Here is a 17692-nt window from a genome sequence, read left to right on the forward strand (position 1 = left end):
ACTCATTCTATTGAATTCATTCGGCTAAGGATTTCAAGTGACTCAATAAATCTGGGTTTGGTTCGACGGATGCGACTGAAGCGTGCTTGCTTGAAACAAAAAAAGCGGCGTTGCCTGAGGACAACGCCGCTATCGATTTTCAAGTTTTACTACACGGCGTTAAACCGCGGAGCAGCCAATCGGCTTACTGGAAGCTCTCTTGGACCGTTTCACCAACGTCCCGGGTTCCCATGGCTCCCCAGACACCGTACGGGCTTTCGCTACCGCCCAGCGGCCAAGGTCCGCGAGTTTGAACCGGAGCTTGGTTCTGGTCACCGGTGTCGATACTGTCCGTGATGAACTGAACCGAACCGTCACCCATCATGATGTGACAACCGCCTTTGTGATTACTACCGACGGTAAAGAACCCTTCGGAGTTATCGTTGCTGCGGGTACATGTCACACCGTTGGGACCGATGATCGTCTGGAACGCTGTGTAGTTCAGACGGTAGTCAGCCCAGCGGAGGCCACGTTTTTGATCGGTTCCGCCCAAACTGACTGTCGAAAGCCATTTCTTGGGGTTCTCTGGATCAATTCCGGCATCGGTGGTGCAAGAAACTGGTGCAACCGCAGAACCGCCACTGAAGTTGTACGACAGCTTTGCGTTCGAAGTGTTGACGTGCCGTTGCGCGGCATCGGTAAGGATTTCACCTGCAGCGACAGTTCGCGTCAAACCATCCAAAACGTCACGGAACGAGGTTGGGTTACGTGCCCAGAAGAAACCACGGTTCGCAGCTTGTGAACGTTCAACCAGCCAGTTGTAGTTCGTTGGGCCTTTGCCAAAGAAGTCCGAGTTGGTTGGGTTGTTCTGGTTACTGATGTAACCGCCTTCGTTGCGACCACCGTTGTTGACCGTGTTCGAAGCGTCACCATAGCAGACGGCGTAGTTAATACGTCCGTAGCCAGGTGGGCTTGAACGAGGGTCACTGGGGCAACGATACGTTGGGATTTCAGTCGCCCAGGGTACGTAATTACCAACCCAGGGAGTTGGCCCCATCGCTGGCCAACTTCCGTTTGGTGGTGTACCACCGTTGACGGTTTCGACCGATGGGTTGCTGATGTGATCCCAAAGGCCTTGCTGCTCCATGTACGGCAAAATGCCTACGGCATAGCTAAGGAACCAGCGGTTACTTCGGTTAGAGACATCCTGGTTATTGATCGCACGTGAGGTGCCAGTACCAGCAATCGGCAATTGCTTGAACGCTGAATGATAATTGTGAAGCGCCAAGCCGATTTGCTTGAAGTTATTACTGCACGACATTCGTCGAGCGGCTTCGCGTGCCGCTTGGACGGCCGGCAATAATAAGCCGACCAAGATACCAATAATGGCGATGACAACGAGCAACTCAACAAGAGTGAAACCCTGTCGAGTGCGTTTGCATTCTTTCATTGAAAAGCCTCCGAAACAAAAACAAAATTTAATGCCGACCCAAAAACACAAGGCGTTGGGAATCAGACTTAGCGGTATGCCGTCATCCACTGCCGGGGATGAGTATAAAGGCAGTCGAGGGGGACGTGCGCGCACTAATGGCAACCAGTGGTCAGAAAGGGCACTTTAGACAAGTTGTATTTGATATTTTGTCTCGGAAATGATGTATTTTCCAGTCCTGTCGGGTGGTGGGTTCCGGTTTGGCTCGACAAAAAAAGAAAGGCGGTGCCGCACGAAACGGCACCGCCTAGCTGTAAATTCGGTTTCAAATATTGTCCTCGGATCAGCAACATCGCTGATCCAGGACGCTTAATCACTGAAAGTTTTCGTCAATCACTTCGCCAGTGTCACGCGTTCCCAGTGCACCCCAGATACCGTAGGGGCTTGGGCTGCCGCCGAGCAACCAAGGTCCGCGAGTTTGAACGGGAGCTTGGCTTTGGTCGCCAGAATCGATGCTGTCGGTGATGAACTGGATTGAACCGTCACCCATCAGAATATGGCAACCACCTTTGTGGTTACTACCGGCGGTGAAGAAGCCTTCCGAGTTATCGTTCGAACGTGTCGCGGTCGGACCGTTTGGCGGAATGATGGTTTGGAATGCTGTGTAGTTCAGTCGGTAGTCAGCCCAGCGTAGACCACGTTTTTGGTCAGTGCCGCTAAGCGTTGTTGTTTGCAACCAACGCTTGGGGTTCTCTGGATCGATATCCGCTGAGGTCGTTACTTGGATCGGTGCGACCGCGTTGCCTCCACCGTAATCGAACGACAGTTGGGCGTTCGAAGTGTTGATGTGACGTTGTGACGCATCGGTCAAAATTTCACCAGCAGCGATCGTGTTGGCCAGGCCATCAAGGACATCGCGGAAAGCGGTTTTACGGCGTGCCCAGAAGAAGCCTCGGTTAGCGGCTTGAGAACGTTCAACCAACCAGTTGAAGTCCGTTGGGCCTCTGCCAAAGAAGTCCGAGTTCGTTGGGTTGTTTTGGTTGCTGATATAGCCGCCTTCGTTACGCCCGCCGTTGTTGACCGTGTTGGACGCATCGCCATAGCACACGGCGTAGTTGATTCGGCCAAGACCCGGAGGGCTTGATTGTGGATCACTTGGGCAACGGTACGTTGGGATCTCGGTCGCCCATGGTTTGTAGTTTGAAACCCAAGGGCATGGTCCCATCGCTGGCCACTGGCCGTTGGGAGGGTTTCCACCGGTAACGGTTTCGACAGATGGGTTGCTGATCTTGTCCCAAAGACCTTGTTGTTCCATGTAGGGCAAAATGCCGACGGCATAGCTCAGGAACCAACGATTGCTTCGGTTGGAAACATCCTGGTTATTGATTGCACGTGATGTCCCACCGCCAGCAAGTGGCAATTGCTTAAACGCAGAATGGTAGTTGTGGATTGCCAATCCGATCTGCTTGAAATTGTTGCTGCAGGACATACGACGTGCAGCTTCGCGTGCGGCTTGAACGGCCGGCAACAGCAACCCAACAAGGATGCCAATAATTGCGATAACAACCAGCAACTCGACCAAGGTGAAACCCTTGCGAGCGCGAACGCGTTCTTTCATTCAATACTCTCCGCTAAGAAGCGACTAAGAAGACAAAGCCCTATAAAGAACTAAAGCATCGGCACACCCTAGCAGGTGGCCTATTGGAAAGGTGAGCAAGTTCAGCAGGCGGGAAAGGAGGCGGGGGGCGGGACTTCGAATTGTTGGTTAACCCTTGAGTTAAATTCCGACAGCGAAGTATTCCGGCGTCAGAAAATACTACGGGTTTGGATTACCGCTAGAGTAAGAGTTTGAAGTTTTGAGAAATTTGTCCAACTGATTAATCTTTGCCATTAACCCGGTGTCTTGGGGCGAAAGTTTTGACGCAGCTGTGTAGTGCTTGCGGGCGTTTTCGTACTCCCCTCTTTGCTCATAAAGCTGCCCCAGTTGGAGTTCGACTTCAAGGAAAGAGAAGTCCAATTCGCGCGCTTTTAAAAGCGACTGCAATGCGGCTTCGTTGTCTCCGGCAAGTAACTGTGCGCCGGCTAAGTTGTAGAGTCCGGTAGCGGTTTCGCCTCGCATTTCGATCGAGCGTTTCATCCAAAGCATGCTCGCATCAATGTTGCCTTGTCTTCCATAGGCAACGCCTGTGTTCATGTAAGCGCTGGCGGTCAATTCGCGGACGTTGTGAACCGGAAGGAAAGCTACAACGAGGCATGAAACGAGTACTGTTCCTGCCACAATACTGCGTCGAGGCGTGTTGATTGCCAACTTGAAATTCGCCAATGCGTAGGCAGCAAATGGGATCGATAGCGTCGCTACTGGCAATCGATACCGGCCCAGGATAAAGAACATTGCTACCGCGACAGCCATTGTCAGCGCGAGCATTGGGAATAGCCAAAACCTGGACCACCCTGACGACATTAAAAGCATTCCGACGGCGGCTAGGGGAAAGATCAATCCAAAGCCACTGACATACCAAAGCAGGTTTAATGGCACCGACCAAAATCGATGAACAGCCGGGCTTTCTACATCAGGCACTTCATAATTGTTAAAGGTCATGAGGATCTTTCGTCCCAGCAGCGCGACCCAGCGGCCCGGTTGTTCATAGATGTCTGCCAGTGAACGGGTCATCCAGAACTTCGATACCTCACGAGCGCTTAAGGCTCGACCAGTTTCGTATTCGGCGATCGCTTGTGCATCGGCACGTTCAAATTCGGGTGACTCATGCCCTGGAACCAATGGCTGGTAGACTCCCGTCGCGCCGATCCCATTGCCGATATAAAAGTTTGGGCCGGACTGGAATGTGGTGGGAGACCATTCGCCGCCCAATGACGCGTTTCTAGCGGCAACGGGAAATAGGACCAGGAACAACCCCAAGCCATACCCGCCGATCAATTTGGGCCAGGACTCGGTAGTCGCTTTTCTAAAGATCCAGCCGATCCAGATCGGGATCAGTGGTATCCAGAGCAGCGCGTTTTCACGTGTCAGGCACAGTAGGCCAAGCACAACTCCGATGCCGACCGCAATGACGATCTTGTTGTTTCGAAAACTGGTTCGGCTATCTTGTCGCTTGCGCGGTTGCTGACTCTGCAAGACGGTCAGCAAGTAAAACAAAGCCGCAATTAAAAACATCGATAGCGATGCTTTTTGAATGATCCCGTCGTAGTAGATCGCCGGGGCATAGAGGGCCGCTAAAACTGCCGCAATCACACCGGTTTTTGGATCGAAAAGTCGCTTGGCTCCCGCGCCGATAAATCCACAGGCCATTGCGCCCAGGAAGGCTTGAACCAACCGAATGAACAAGATGCTTGGACCTGCAAACAGCATCAGCACGGCCAAGAAATAGGGGTACAACGGCGCCTGATAAAAGGTCTCGTTTCCGTACCACTGACCAGCAGAGATTCGCACCGCCCAATTGAGATAGCCCAGCGAATCGCCAAGTGGCTCCTGCACCGTTGGCAAACTGGACGTTTGGAACGTGTGCCAACAGCGCAAAAGAAAACCTGCAATCACAATCAATGCCATTGCAGGTCGATACCATCGCGGGACAACGTCCGCGATTGTTTCAGAGGTTGGTGGTGCGACTTCCAGGGCGAGCGATTCTGAAGAGGTTTCTGAAGTCGCGGCTTGAGCGGAAGTGCTGCTTGGTTGACTGGTTCCCGAGCGAGTTGACTTTCTAGTTTTGCGTGTCCGTTTGGGCATTGGCTAACATCGGTGTCGGTCTAGCAAAGCCTGCGATCGATCCATGCCCTGGCATCACTGCCCAGGCATCACTGTAAGGGCTTCCCTGCCCCGTTCGGCAACCATCTTCAAACAGGCTGTTGGTTTATCGATTTCTATCGGGAAGGTGGTCACCCTCGATTATCGCAATTTTCAGTTTTGCGATGCTCCTGGGTTTCCTCCAGCTCCGCCGACCAACAGCCCGCCAATCAACAGTCTGCAAATTGGCGAATTACTTTTCGATCGGACCGCCCGATTCCATTTCTTCTTCGTAGGATTCCAGGTCTTCTGTAGTCTGGGGAGTTTCTTGTTCAACGACGGTTGGCGATCCGCTGCCGCAACCGGCGATGCTGAAACATGGAACGATTGCGAACATGACCAATGCAAAAATCTTTACTTTGGAGACCACTTTTTTTCTCTCTTGTTCAAGTAAGTCGCTTTAGGAGTCGACCCTGTCGCCGACCCGACTGCTATCACGTTAACAAGCACGACTACCGTTGAACAGATGTGGGGTGCCGTTTTGTCCCCCTGTGGCTGGACGGTATCGGAATCAAGTTCCCTCCATCCGACATCGTTCCTCGTTAGGAAACATGGGCCGTTGTGCTTTAAATCGGGCGGAAGAACCGAGAGTCACCATTCGTCGATCGATTTTAAATAGGCTTCGATGGGACTTGCGCGAAGAACGAAAAAAGCCCCCGGTCGCAATTTGCGTTCGGGGGCTCGTCTTGCATCGTCTTGGAGCGGTGGCTTGCCTAGACCAATGTCTCCTGCAAGCGATCTTCGTTTCGGAAGGTGAAATCCATCGCATCGTGATCGACCACGACTGTGCTACCTTCGGCGAAGGTGCTCTTTAGCAATGCCGTAGCCAATTTGTTTTGGATCTCACGCTGGATCACGCGTTTCAGCGGCCGAGCACCGTACGTCGGGTCGTAGCCAACCTTGGCGATTTCATCGATAGCCGCTTCGGTCACCTTCAAGTGCAAACCGTTGTCACGTAGTCGATCGGCAAGATGGTTTAACTGCAACGTTACGATCCTACGGATCTCAGCTTGATCAAGCGGTTTGAAAATCACGGTGTCATCGATACGGTTCAAAAATTCGGGCAGGAAGCGTGTTCGCAGGGCCTCTTGAACAGCCTCGTGCATTTCGTCCTCCGTCCCGTTTTCTGCAGCGATCCGTTGGATCTCTTGGCTACCGGCGTTGCTGGTCATCACGATTACTGAGTTGGAAAAGTTGACTGTTCGGCCCTGGCCATCGGTCAACCGTCCATCATCAAGAACTTGCAACAGGATGTTAAAGACATCTGGGTGAGCCTTCTCGATCTCATCAAGTAGAACCACCGTGTATGGGCGTCGTCGAACAGCTTCGGTCAGTTTGCCACCTTCCTCATAGCCAACGTATCCGGGAGGCGCACCGATCATTCGCGCAACGCTATGGCGTTCCATGAATTCACTCATGTCGATACGGACCATCGCGTTCTCGTCATCAAACATGATTTCGGCGAGTGCCTTACACAGTTCGGTTTTACCCACACCGGTCGGGCCGAGGAACAGAAATGATCCGATCGGTCGGTTCGGGTCCGAAAGGCCACTTCGGCTGCGACGCACCGCATCGCTGACCGCACGGACGGCTTCGTCTTGACCGACGACACGTTGGTGTAGCCGCTCTTCCATGACGAGCAGTTTTGCACGCTCGGTTTCCATCATGCGACTGACCGGGACGCCGGTCCACATCGAAACGACTTCGGCAATTTCGTCCGCGGTGACTTCTCGACGCAGCAAGCGCCGTTGGCTTTCGGATTTATCTGCGTCGGATTCAGCCGTCGCGTCGCGACGCTCGATTTCCTCCAGTTTGGATTCCAATTCCTTTTGGCGGGATTGAACTTCCAGCATCTCGCGGTAAATCGCTTCGGGGTTCTCACCCCGCAATTGCGTTTGTTTGGCTTCGGCATCAAGCGTGGCAAAGCGGTGAGCCAATGTTTCGGCCTCTTGGCGAATCGATTGCACGCCTTCGAGTCCGATCTTCTCGCTCTCCCATTGCTCCCGCAAGTCGGCCAGCTCTTTACTAAGCTGATCCATTTCGGACTGCATTTCGTCCCGACTGGCGACGATCGATGGATCATCTTGGTCTTCGTCTTCAAGTTGTCGCTGCGCCAATTCCAATTGCCGTAGCCGTCGCTGCAGACGATCGATGGGTTCGGGAACACTTTCCTTTTCCATTGCCAATCGGCTGGTCGCTTCGTCAACGAGGTCGATCGCTTTGTCAGGTAGGAACCGATCGGTGATGTAGCGATTGGCCAAAGTCGCTGCCGCAACCAAAGCGCTATCGGTGATTCGGACGCCGTGGTGCGATTCGTATCGAGGCTTCAAGCCACGAAGGATCGCAACGGTATCATCCACGGTGGGTTCTTCGACGAAGACAGGTTGGAAACGACGTTCCAATGCCGCGTCTTTCTCGATGTGTTGACGGTATTCATCAAGCGTCGTCGCACCGACACAACGCAGTGCGCCGCGAGCGAGTTCGGGTTTTAGCAAGTTGGCCGCATCGGGCGAGCCTTCAGCCTTTCCGGCACCGACGACCAAGTGAAGTTCGTCGATAAAAAGGATCACACGACCGTCAGAGTCTTTGACTTCGCGGAGAACCGCTTTGAGGCGTTCTTCGAAATCGCCCCGGAATTTTGCTCCTGCGACCAACGCACCCATATCGAGCGCGATGACACGTTTGTTTTTCAAGCTATTGGGCACATCGGCTTCGAAGATGCGCAGCGCGAGTCCTTCGGCGATTGCCGTTTTACCAACGCCCGGTTGTCCGATCAGAACCGGATTGTTCTTCGTCCGTCTTGAAAGCACCTGAATGACGCGGCGGATTTCATTGTCACGTCCGATAACCGGATCAAGTTTGCCTTGAGCGGCAAGCTCGGTCAGGTCGACGCCGTACTTTTGAAGCGCTTGATACGTGTCTTCGGCATTTTGGTCTGTCACTCGTGCGCTGCCTCGTATTTCGCTTGCGGCTTTGAGTACGTCATCGGAATCGACACCGCAGAGCGACAAGACGCTTTGTGCTTTGGTCTTCGCCTTGGCGAGTCCCAGGAGTAGGTGTTCGGTAGCGACGAATTCGTCTTTGAGTGATTCCGCCGCGTTGGCGGCTTCATTGAGAGCCAGTTGAAGTTCGCTAGAGATCCCCGGTTGGCGGCCGCCGGTGACCTTGGTCATCTTTTCCAGCTCGCTATCGGTCAATTCGTGAAGCTGTTTCAGGTCGACCTTCATCTTTTCCATGAGGGCACCGGTAATCCCGTCAGTTTCATCCAGCATCGCGCCAAGCAAGTGTAGCGATGTGATGTCAGGGTTGCCGTTGGCAGCGGCGCGGCCTTGCGCCTCGGCGATCAGACCTTGTGCTTTAGTTGTCAGTTTGTCGAATCGGAATGTCATCTCGGTTGCTCCTGCGTTTGGCCGCCTGCGGGGATTGCTCCTTCGGTGGTCGTTAAAAAAATTAGCTGCTTCTAGGTTCCGTGTTTGCGTAAAAAAAGACGGGCGACGTGTCACCCGTCCAATGGTCCGTCCGACAGCACAGTTGCTGCCGAACGGGCAATCGTGTCAGACGATTTTCGCGTCGTTAGCTTTTCACTTCGAAGTCGGCGTCGATAGCGTCGTCATCGTCGTTGTCGGCGGCCGCGGCTCCTGCCGCTGCACCCGCATCGTCACCTTGGCCTTCGCCTGTCGTCTTGTCGAAGAGGACTTTGCTAAACGCTTTGGCTGCCGTTTCCAATTCTTCGGTCGCCTGTTTGATCGCGCTGACGTCGTCGGTTTCTGCTGCCGCTTTGACCTTCTCGATCGCCTTGTTCAAAGGCTCTTTGTCGGCATCGGAAAGCTTGTCGGCATGATCGGCCATCTCTTTTTCGAGCTGGTGAACTTGCTGGTTAGCCTTGTTGCGGGCTTCGGCAAGTTCGAACTGACGCTTGTCTTCTTCGGCGTTGGCTTCGGCATCACGACGCATGTTTTCGATGTCGTCTTCGCTAAGCGCTCCGGCCTCTTTGATTTCGACGGATGCTTCCTTTCCGCTTTTCAGCTCTTTGGCCGAAACGCTCAGGATACCGTTTTGGTCGATATCAAATTTCACTTCGATTTGTGGGACCCCACGAGGTTGTGGCGGGATGCCTTGCAAGTCGAATTCGCCCAACAGTCGGTTGTGTGCCGCCATCTTGCGTTCCCCTTGGAACACTCGAACGGTGACCGCGGTTTGGTTATCCGCAGCCGTGCTGAAGACGTTTTTCTTTTCGACGGGTACGGTCGTGTTACGTTCAACCAAGGCTGTCATCACACCGCCTTCGGTTTCGATCCCGAGGGTCAGCGGGGTGACGTCCAGTAGCAGTACGTCGGTACGATCGCCGGCCAAAACACTACCTTGGATCGCGGCACCGACCGCAACAACTTCGTCAGGGTTGACGCCTTGGTGTGGGTCTTTGCCGAAGATCTTTTTGACAACTTCGCGAACCTTGGGAACACGTGTGCTACCTCCGACGAGGACGATCTCGTCGATTTCGCTTGGCGAGTAACCGGCTTGTTCGAGTGCGTCCATCACTGGGCGACGGCACCGTTCGACAAGTGAGTCGATCAGTTCTTCGAACTTGCTGCGTGTGATCTTCATCGTCAGGTGCTTTGGACCGCTCTGGTCCATCGTGATGAAGGGCAAGTTGATATCGGTCTCTGGCAGTGTTGACAGTTCCTTCTTGGCCTTTTCACAGGCTTCTTGAAGACGCTGCAGTGCCATCGGGTCGTTGCGCAGGTCGATCGCGTTTTCTTTCTTGAACTCGCTAGCGACGTAGTTGATCAACGCTTCGTCAAAGTCGTCACCACCGAGGTGTGTATCACCAGAGGTGCTGATCACTTGGAAGACGCGACTTTCGTTCTCTTCGTCACCACTGTCAGCGACTTCCAGAACCGAAACGTCAAACGTACCACCACCGAGGTCGAAGACGATGATCTTTTCGTCCTTCTTCTTGTCCAATCCGTATGCCAAAGCGGCCGCGGTTGGTTCGTTGATGATCCGTGCGACTTCGAGGCCAGCAATTTGACCTGCGTCCTTGGTCGCCTGACGCTGAGCGTCGTTAAAGTATGCCGGAACGGTGATGACAGCCTTGTTGACTTTGTGTCCCAGGTAAGACTCCGCCGATTCCTTCAGTTTGCGAAGGACTTTGGCCGAAATTTCCTGTGGGGTGTGTTCATCGTCACCAACTTGGATCTTGACGTATTCGTTGGCGGCGCCGCTGACGCCGTAAGGAACCATCTTTTCTTCCGACTCAACTTCGTTGTGTCGACGTCCCATGAAACGTTTCGCTGAGTAAACGGTTCGTTGGGGGTTGGTCACCGCTTGACGTCGTGCAGGTTCGCCGACGATCGTTTCTTTCTTGTCGGTGAATGCGACGACACTAGGGGTCAGTCGGTTGCCTTCCGCGTTGGGAATTACTTTCGGCTCGCTACCTTCCATGATCGCGACCACGCTGTTGGTCGTTCCGAGGTCGATGCCGATAATCTTTTCGCCTTGAGCCATTGGAATTTCTTCTCCGTGAACTTTTGGTACTCGGTTTTCGATTGACGCCATCGACTCGATGTGAGTTCGATTTACTGGTTGCTTACGCTGGCGTTCACTATTGATTTCGGCGTTCGGTCAGGTCCACCGCTGGCCTGTCGATTTCGCCGTCTGTTCAGTCGATGCATCGGTAAAGCAAGGTGCGTGCCAATTGGGTTTTTGCTGACAAGAAAGTTTGCTCGGTCACCTCGGCTGCCAACAAATAAACGCGTCCCACACGGACAAAAAGCATGAATTCGCAAATCGATCACGCGAATTTGCTTTTCTGGCAGTCACCGAAAAAGAGTGAAAACGACCTCCAAATGCCCGGTGCCAGATTGACAGATCTGGAGAAATGTGACGCCGGGGCTAAGTTTTCACTGCTCTAGCGGCACAAGTGTGTGGGGGTGGGCCGCCAAACACATTCCGCGAGGGAATTACCAGTGGCGTTGCCAGGTAATTCGTATGGGACGAGCGATTCGCCGCGTCTGTTCTTCCACAGCGGAACCACTTCTGCAAAAGGAAAATCGATCGGCGTGGTATCACCGCGTCGAAAATTTGGCAGATGCTTCGAGCACCTTTTCGAAATCAAAGTACTGGGCCGGGGAAATGCCCAGTTGCTTTGCCAAGCTTTCGTACTGTTGCCACATTTTTTGGTTGACCAAACTGCTTTTCGATTCCCATGGCACGGCTGCGTCCAGAAGCGTCCCGAAAACTTGATAGTCGTTGTAGGCCACCGCATTCGATTTGAGATGTGCCAATTGGGATTGGTACCGATGACGCAGTGTCTGTAGCGTTTGCTGTTCTTGGGGATCATCAATCACGTTGACCAGTTCCATCGGGTCGTCGGCCAAGTTGAATAATTCTTCACTCGGCTGCATCTTCTCACCACAGCACCAATAGATGTATTTGTGAGTTTGCGTCACGACAGACATCGAGAACGTTGTTGGCGCTCCCCACATTTGAAACAGTGGAACGCTGTCTCGTTGAGGAAGGCTAGGTTCTTGAACGACCGGTGTGGTGAAAGTTGGAACCAGGCTGACTCCGTCGATTTGATCAGGGATCGGTTGTCCCGCCAGTTCGAGAATTGTCGGTGCGATATCGACGGTCGCGGTCAGTTGATCACATGTGGTTCCACTATTTGAAGGCTTATTGGTTGATTGGCGAGGGTCATAAATGATCAAGGGAACTTTGGAACCTTCTTCGTAGGGAAGCACTTTGCCGCCCATGCCGTGCGACCCACAAAAGAAGCCGTTGTCGCTGGTCAAGATGATGATTGTGTTCTCGGCAGCGCCGTGTTTTTGAAGTGCTTGGCGAATCATACCGATCGCATAGTCAACCCCATGAATAAGCTGATGGTAGTCTCGCATCGTCGATTGGTATCGAGCAGGATCGAAGCCCATGTCTCGAAAGAACGTCAGTGATTGACGACCCAGTCTCGCTTGCATTGCGAGGTGTTTGCCGGCCTCACGTCCATAATTGCCCGGCAACGTGAACGTGGCATCTTTGTAGATGTCGTCAAAAAATGGGTCTGGAGTGAATGGACGGTGTGGAGCTTTGAAGAACAGTGTTAAGCAAAACGGTCGTTCATCGGATTGGCTTTCTGCGATGAAGTCGTCCGCGTAAGCACCGTAGGCACGAGTCGAATGGGGATAGCGATCGGCGTACTTAGCCAAATACTTGTTCTTCGCCGTTTGGTAATTGGTCTGGCCAGTTCCGCCCGCCCAGGAATCAAACTGATCGACCGGCAATGAGTTGTAAGAACCTTCGGAGGCATTGGCTCGGTCACTGACTGCGAATCCGAATTTGCCACCGAATCCGGTTCGATAGCCTGCCGTTCGAAGCAGCACCGGATAGGAGGACTGGAATGTCTCAGAACGCATTGGTCCATGACCAAAATTGCATCCGGTTTTGTATTCGTACATTCCCGTCATCACCGATGCTCGGCTGCCCATGCAGATCGATGTCGAGTTGTAGTGCCTACGAAATAGAATGCCTTCGGTAGCGAGCGCATCCATGTTCGGCGTATGCACGTCCGGTGTGCCCGTCGCTCCCAGCGACCGAAAGCATTGGTCGTCGGTGTAAAGCAGGATGATGTTGGGCCGACCCGCAGCAGTCGCGTTTCGAAATGTGCCCGCAACGTTGGCCCACAGTGAAACGAGGGCGAAGGCAATTAGGTGAGATCGTTGCATCGAATTCCTCGTTTGTCTGCCGACCAATTCGATCTAGTCGACGAAGAAAGGCGTCCAGGTTCAAACATGCTACCCGCTGGCACTCACGTTTTGTTGTTGCCAGGCGGTTGAGCAGCTAATAGACGCGATAATTGTTCTGACGAGGTATCGACGAAGGTGTAGGCGATCCATTCCGATCGGTTTTCGATGCGGACCATCGATCAAGCAGAGGGCTTTCGCTACGATACCTTCGCAGTCGCGGACCAAAAGTTCCGCCGGCCATGGATCAGTCCCCCCACATTTACTCTGTTGGTTCTTCGACCACCGCTCGCATGGAAGACATTGTTTATTTTGATCGCTATTCCAAGCAATTCTGCACGGAGTTGGTGTATGGCGATCAGGCGTTGCGTTGGACCTATGGAACCCTCACCGGACGATTGGCTTTGGCGACAGTCGTTCGTCGTGCGTTCTTTTCGAAGTGGTACGGTTGGCGAATGGATCAGCCCAATACTAAAGAACGCATCGCGCCCTTCATCAAGAAATACGGCTTGGATGCCAGTGAGTTTCAGAAGTCACCGGAACAGTTCCACCACTTCAATGACTTCTTCGTCAGGCAACTGCGCCCCGAAGCTCGCCCTATTGATACGGCCCCCGACGGAATTGTCTTTCCAGCGGATGGACGACATCTCTGTGTTCCGGATCTGTCTCAAGCGAGTGGCTTGTTTGTCAAAGGCCAAATGTTTGACTTGGCGTCGTTACTGGATGATGAAACCCTGTCGCAAAGGTATCAGCAAGGCAGTTTGTTGCTCTCTCGTTTATGCCCGACGGATTATCACCGTTTCCATTTTCCTTGCGACGGAACTGTGGGGGCGACTCAATTGATCAATGGCCCGCTGTATTCAGTCAATCCGATCGCATTGCGAAAGAATATTCAGATCCTTGCGACGAACAAACGAACTGTTACAGAGCTGAAAACAAAAGCGTTCGGAACGGTTTTATTGTTGGAGATCGGCGCGACATGTGTTGGCAGTATCCGCCAAACTTATCAAGCCAACAGCGATGTCAGTAAAGGTGACGAGAAAGGATACTTTCGCTTTGGTGGGTCTTCGACGATCACCATCTTTGAACCTGGGCGAATTCGGTTTGACGATGACTTGGTTGAGCAGTCCGCGAACCAGTGCGAACTTTACGCAAAGATGGGCGACCATGCGGGCACTCTTACATAGCGCGGTCGCGGCTCAGTCAAGTCATCGAAGCTGAGCCGTTTTGGCGCTAGCCACGGTTTCTGGACTTCCGAAGGCTCCACCGATCGCAGTGCATCACACAACCGCCGCTAGCGCGTTTGCGGCTCAGTCAAGTCATCAACCTGAGCCGTCTTGGCGCTAGCCACCGTTTCTGGAATTCCGAAAACTCCAGCAATCGCAGTGCATCACACAACCGCCGCTAGCGCGGTCGCGGCTCAGTCAAGTCACCGACGCTGAACCGTTTTGGCGTTTGCCACGGTTTCTGGGCTTCCGAAAACTTCACCGATCACAGTGCATCCCACAACCGCCGCTAGCGCGTTTGCGGCTCAGTCAAGTCATCTACCCTGAGCCGTGTTGGCGCTAGCCACGGTTTCTGGACTTCCGAAGGCTCCACCGATCGCAGTGCATCACACAACCGCCGCTAGCGCGGTCGCGGCTCAGCCAAGTCATCGAAGCTGAGCCGTTTTGTCTCTAGCCACGGTTTCTGGACTTCCGAAAACTTCACCAATCGCAGTGCATCACACAACCGCCGCTAGCAGCCTGTTGATTCTTATTGTCGCCCTTCACTCGGTGAAAGATGCGTTCCTTCCCGCCAGTATTGCGTCGTCCAAGGCGACCTTTGTGAGAGATCGAACCTGAAGATCACCAGCGAAGTTCGGTAGCGAATCGTCAGTGGACTATCCGCTGCTATGCTGCCGGTGCCAAATCAGCGTCACAAGCCAAAATGAAAACACTAACGTAGGTGTATCAATTTCATGATCGATTACTTGGATGGTTGATCGGCGAGTGAAGATGTGGTCAGGGACGATTTTCGCAACCGGAGTTCCGTCCACGCCGTTTAGATCAAACGCCATGCTGGTAAAACCGTGGGCTTGAAGTATCAATCGTCCTTGCGGCGCATCGATTTCGAATGTTCGCGTAAAAGCGGACGTCTTTGTTGCTTCTATCAGTTCTTGTCCGTCATCATCAAGCGTCCAACGGCCACCAAGCATGCCGTGTTTTCGGATCGAGAATTCGTATTCACCAATCAGGATACTGCCCTTTTCGAAGAACTGGCCGAGTTTCGTCTCGATCGGCATGGATTCGCCATCGATGCGGAAATCCCATGAGCAAATGCTTTTGGGGAGACATCGCAGTTGAGTGGACGTGATAGATTGGCTGGAGAGTGACATCAGATGAATCAGAGACTTTTGGCGGATCAGGGTGCAACCCTATTGGCTCGATAGTTTTGTCGTCGAGGCGCTGGCAATCGGAAAGCTGGCCATCGGAACGCTGCCCACTTTCAATTCCGTACGTGAGACTTTTGGTTCAAGTCAAACTTGGCCATGCAAGACGCTGCGGATAGTGCGACATTCCTGTCGGTTCACAGTCAATGATGTCAGAAGGGCGACAACGCGGTTCATTGATGATCGCGAATAGGTGATCGTTTACCCGTGAATGCGGTGGAATAAACGGTCAGCACGGTCGAGTGCTGTGGTGCGGGCGTATAATTTCGCTCCTGCGAAGCTAAGTGCGACACGATGAGAGTGCCATGAATTTCGATGGCGATAAACGCAACGCGTTGATCACCGCGTACCGAGTTGGGCTTTTCGAAAATACGCTACCGTTCTGGATCTCGCATGCTGTCGATGAAGAGCATGGCGGATTCATGATGTCTCTCGATCGTGATGGAACGGTAATCGACACGGACAAGTCCGTCTGGCAACAGGGGCGGTTCACCTGGTTGCTTGGCAAGCTTTACAACACCGTTCATCAGCATGAGCGATGGCTGCAGTTGGCGATCCATGGTGCCAACTTTCTTGAGCGACATTGCTTCGACCCGGACGACGGTCGGATGTGGTTTCACGTTACACGAGATGGAAGGCCGATACGAAAGCGACGCTATGCATTTTCGGAGAGCTTTGCCGCGATCGCATTCGGCGAATTGGCGAAAGCGACTGGCGAGCAACGCTATGCCGAAAAGGCAGTGTCGTGTTTCGAGCGTTTCATGCGGCATCACATTCGGCCACGGAAAGTCGAGCCAAAGTTTGCGGCAACGCGACCTACCAAAAGTCTCTCTTTCCCGATGATCTCAATCGTCTCTGCAAGGGAGCTAAAAGACTCGATCGGCTATGGTGATGCAGACGTCTGGATCGAACGCGGTATCGACGAAATCTCAACTCATTTTCTAAAGGCGGAAGTCCGCTGCGTGATGGAGACCGTCGGAAAGAATGGTGACATCATTGATCACTTCGACGGTCGACTTTTAAACCCGGGGCATGCGATCGAAGCTGCCTGGTTCATTATGCGAGAAGGCGATCTAAGAAAGGACCAACGACTGGTCGAAACAGGTTGCCGGATGTTGGACTGGATGTGGCAACGCGGTTGGGACAAATCCTACGGAGGGATTCTGTACCACGTTGACGTCAACGGATTACCGGTGCAAGAGTACTGGCATGACATGAAATTTTGGTGGCCACAATGCGAAGCGATCATCGCGACATTGATGGCTTATCAATTAACGGGCGATCCAAAGTACGCGACGTGGCATCAGCAAGCTCATGATTGGTTTCACGAGCACTTTGCGGATCCCGAATCCGGTGAGTACTTTGGCTATCTGCACCGCGATGGTCGACTGAGCTCAAGAATGAAAGGGAATATGTGGAAAGGTCCATTCCATATTCCTCGAATGCAACTGATGTGTTGGCAGATGTTGCAATCCGAGGGTGCGTCTAGCTGATGGCTCGCTAAAGAATTCTACGCTAACCATGCCAACTGCGATCGATTGATCGTGTCGCAGTTGGCTTCTTGAAAGAGTTGCTTTGTCTTTTGACAGGCTGCGTGCGATTTAAGCGGGCAGTGCTAAGCGATATCTTGGTTGACCGCAACTCGATAAGCGTGGGCGATCTCGTTTGGTTCTGAAATCGTGACGTTCAAGTCTTTGATCAGTCCGTCGCCGATGTCGTAAATCCAACCGTGAACGGCAAGATCCTGACCCCGTTCCCAAGCCTCTTGGACCACTGTCGAATGGCAGACGTTGTAAGCTTGTTCAACGACGTTCAGTTCGCATAAGCGGTCGATCTTGGCGTTTTCGTCGTCGATCCCTTGAAGTACAGCATCATGCTTTTGGCGTACGTCGCGGATGTGACGCAACCAGTTGTCAATCAAACCGACATGGTGGTTTTGACTGGCTGCTTTGACGCCGCCGCAGCTGTAGTGTCCGCAAACGATGATGTGTTTGATCTTCAACACGCTGACGGCAAATTCAATCACGCTTTGGCAATTGAAGTCGCTATGAACAACGACGTTCGCGATGTTGCGGTGGACGAAAACATCACCCGGACGCAGGCCTAGAATTTGGTTGGCGGGGACTCGGCTATCGGCGCATCCGATCCATAGCAATTCAGGGCTCTGGCCTTGGGCGAGCTTTTCGAAAAAGTCAGGGTCGCTTTCGTTAACATTATCGACCCACTTACGATTGTTCTCGATCAGTTGTGGCAAAAGTCGCATGTTGAATTCGGTAGCACAGTCAGGTGAATCGGGCGGAAATTTTCTTATGGGCAAA

At 53.0% G+C, this 17692-nt stretch carries 11 protein-coding genes; 2 read left to right on the forward strand and 9 right to left on the reverse strand.

The window, feature by feature from the left end; all coding sequences use genetic code 11:
* Positions 1-184: 184 nt before the first annotated feature.
* The 7 genes from LOC67_RS18040 to LOC67_RS18070 form a co-directional block, all read right to left on the reverse strand.
* Entirely contained in the window at positions 185-1429 is a 1245-nt protein-coding gene (locus LOC67_RS18040) for a DUF1559 domain-containing protein (RefSeq protein WP_230264068.1), read from the reverse strand.
* A 352-nt stretch (positions 1430-1781) separates the two neighbouring features.
* A complete protein-coding gene (locus tag LOC67_RS18045; RefSeq protein ID WP_230264069.1) occupies positions 1782-3026 on the reverse strand; it encodes a DUF1559 domain-containing protein in 1245 nt (414 codons plus the stop codon).
* A 198-nt stretch (positions 3027-3224) separates the two neighbouring features.
* Entirely contained in the window at positions 3225-5150 is a 1926-nt protein-coding gene (locus LOC67_RS18050) for a glycosyltransferase family 39 protein (protein ID WP_230264070.1), read from the reverse strand.
* 250 nt (positions 5151-5400) lie between these two features.
* The gene (locus tag LOC67_RS18055) at positions 5401-5577 is read right to left on the reverse strand and encodes a hypothetical protein (RefSeq protein ID WP_230264071.1); all 177 of its coding nucleotides are present in this window, start codon (positions 5575-5577) and stop codon (positions 5401-5403) included.
* Between the two features lie 343 nt (positions 5578-5920).
* Complete coding sequence (gene clpB, locus LOC67_RS18060; protein WP_230264072.1) at positions 5921-8596, reverse strand: ATP-dependent chaperone ClpB; 2676 nt, start codon at positions 8594-8596, stop codon at positions 5921-5923.
* A gap of 184 nt (positions 8597-8780) precedes the next feature.
* Positions 8781-10715, reverse strand: coding sequence for a molecular chaperone DnaK (dnaK, locus tag LOC67_RS18065; RefSeq protein ID WP_230265076.1), 1935 nt, complete (start codon positions 10713-10715; stop codon positions 8781-8783).
* A gap of 560 nt (positions 10716-11275) precedes the next feature.
* Positions 11276-12925: a sulfatase gene (locus tag LOC67_RS18070; protein ID WP_230264073.1), complete on the reverse strand. Its 1650-nt coding sequence runs from the start codon at positions 12923-12925 to the stop codon at positions 11276-11278.
* A 311-nt stretch (positions 12926-13236) separates the two neighbouring features.
* On the opposite strand from LOC67_RS18070, the gene asd reads away from it, so the two are divergent.
* Complete coding sequence (asd, locus tag LOC67_RS18075) at positions 13237-14130, forward strand: archaetidylserine decarboxylase (RefSeq protein WP_230264074.1); 894 nt, start codon at positions 13237-13239, stop codon at positions 14128-14130.
* A gap of 695 nt (positions 14131-14825) precedes the next feature.
* On the opposite strand, the gene LOC67_RS18080 is transcribed toward asd, so the two are convergent.
* Entirely contained in the window at positions 14826-15227 is a 402-nt protein-coding gene (locus LOC67_RS18080) for a hypothetical protein (protein ID WP_230264075.1), read from the reverse strand.
* A 452-nt stretch (positions 15228-15679) separates the two neighbouring features.
* On the opposite strand from LOC67_RS18080, the gene LOC67_RS18085 reads away from it, so the two are divergent.
* Positions 15680-16867, forward strand: a complete 1188-nt coding sequence (locus LOC67_RS18085; protein WP_230264076.1) for an AGE family epimerase/isomerase — start codon at positions 15680-15682, stop codon at positions 16865-16867.
* A gap of 122 nt (positions 16868-16989) precedes the next feature.
* On the opposite strand, the gene can is transcribed toward LOC67_RS18085, so the two are convergent.
* Positions 16990-17637, reverse strand: coding sequence for a carbonate dehydratase (gene can, locus LOC67_RS18090; protein WP_230264077.1), 648 nt, complete (start codon positions 17635-17637; stop codon positions 16990-16992).
* Positions 17638-17692 lie beyond the last annotated feature (55 nt).

It is taken from the genome of Stieleria sp. JC731, from assembly GCF_020966635.1.
GTDB lineage: Bacteria > Planctomycetota > Planctomycetia > Pirellulales > Pirellulaceae > Stieleria.

Bases quoted from the DNA above. Each gene is read 5' to 3' on its own strand.
- LOC67_RS18040 (WP_230264068.1), bottom strand. From the start codon at position 1,429: ATGAAAGAATGCAAACGCACTCGACAGGGTTTCACTCTTGTTGAGTTG.
- LOC67_RS18045 (WP_230264069.1), bottom strand. From the start codon at position 3,026: ATGAAAGAACGCGTTCGCGCTCGCAAGGGTTTCACCTTGGTCGAGTTG.
- clpB (WP_230264072.1), bottom strand. From the start codon at position 8,596: ATGACATTCCGATTCGACAAACTGACAACTAAAGCACAAGGTCTGATC.
- LOC67_RS18080 (WP_230264075.1), bottom strand. From the start codon at position 15,227: ATGCCGATCGAGACGAAACTCGGCCAGTTCTTCGAAAAGGGCAGTATC.
- asd (WP_230264074.1), top strand. From the start codon at position 13,237: ATGGAAGACATTGTTTATTTTGATCGCTATTCCAAGCAATTCTGCACG.
- LOC67_RS18085 (WP_230264076.1), top strand. From the start codon at position 15,680: ATGAATTTCGATGGCGATAAACGCAACGCGTTGATCACCGCGTACCGA.
- LOC67_RS18070 (WP_230264073.1), bottom strand. From the start codon at position 12,925: ATGCAACGATCTCACCTAATTGCCTTCGCCCTCGTTTCACTGTGGGCC.
- can (WP_230264077.1), bottom strand. From the start codon at position 17,637: ATGCGACTTTTGCCACAACTGATCGAGAACAATCGTAAGTGGGTCGAT.
- dnaK (WP_230265076.1), bottom strand. From the start codon at position 10,715: ATGGCTCAAGGCGAAAAGATTATCGGCATCGACCTCGGAACGACCAAC.
- LOC67_RS18050 (WP_230264070.1), bottom strand. From the start codon at position 5,150: ATGCCCAAACGGACACGCAAAACTAGAAAGTCAACTCGCTCGGGAACC.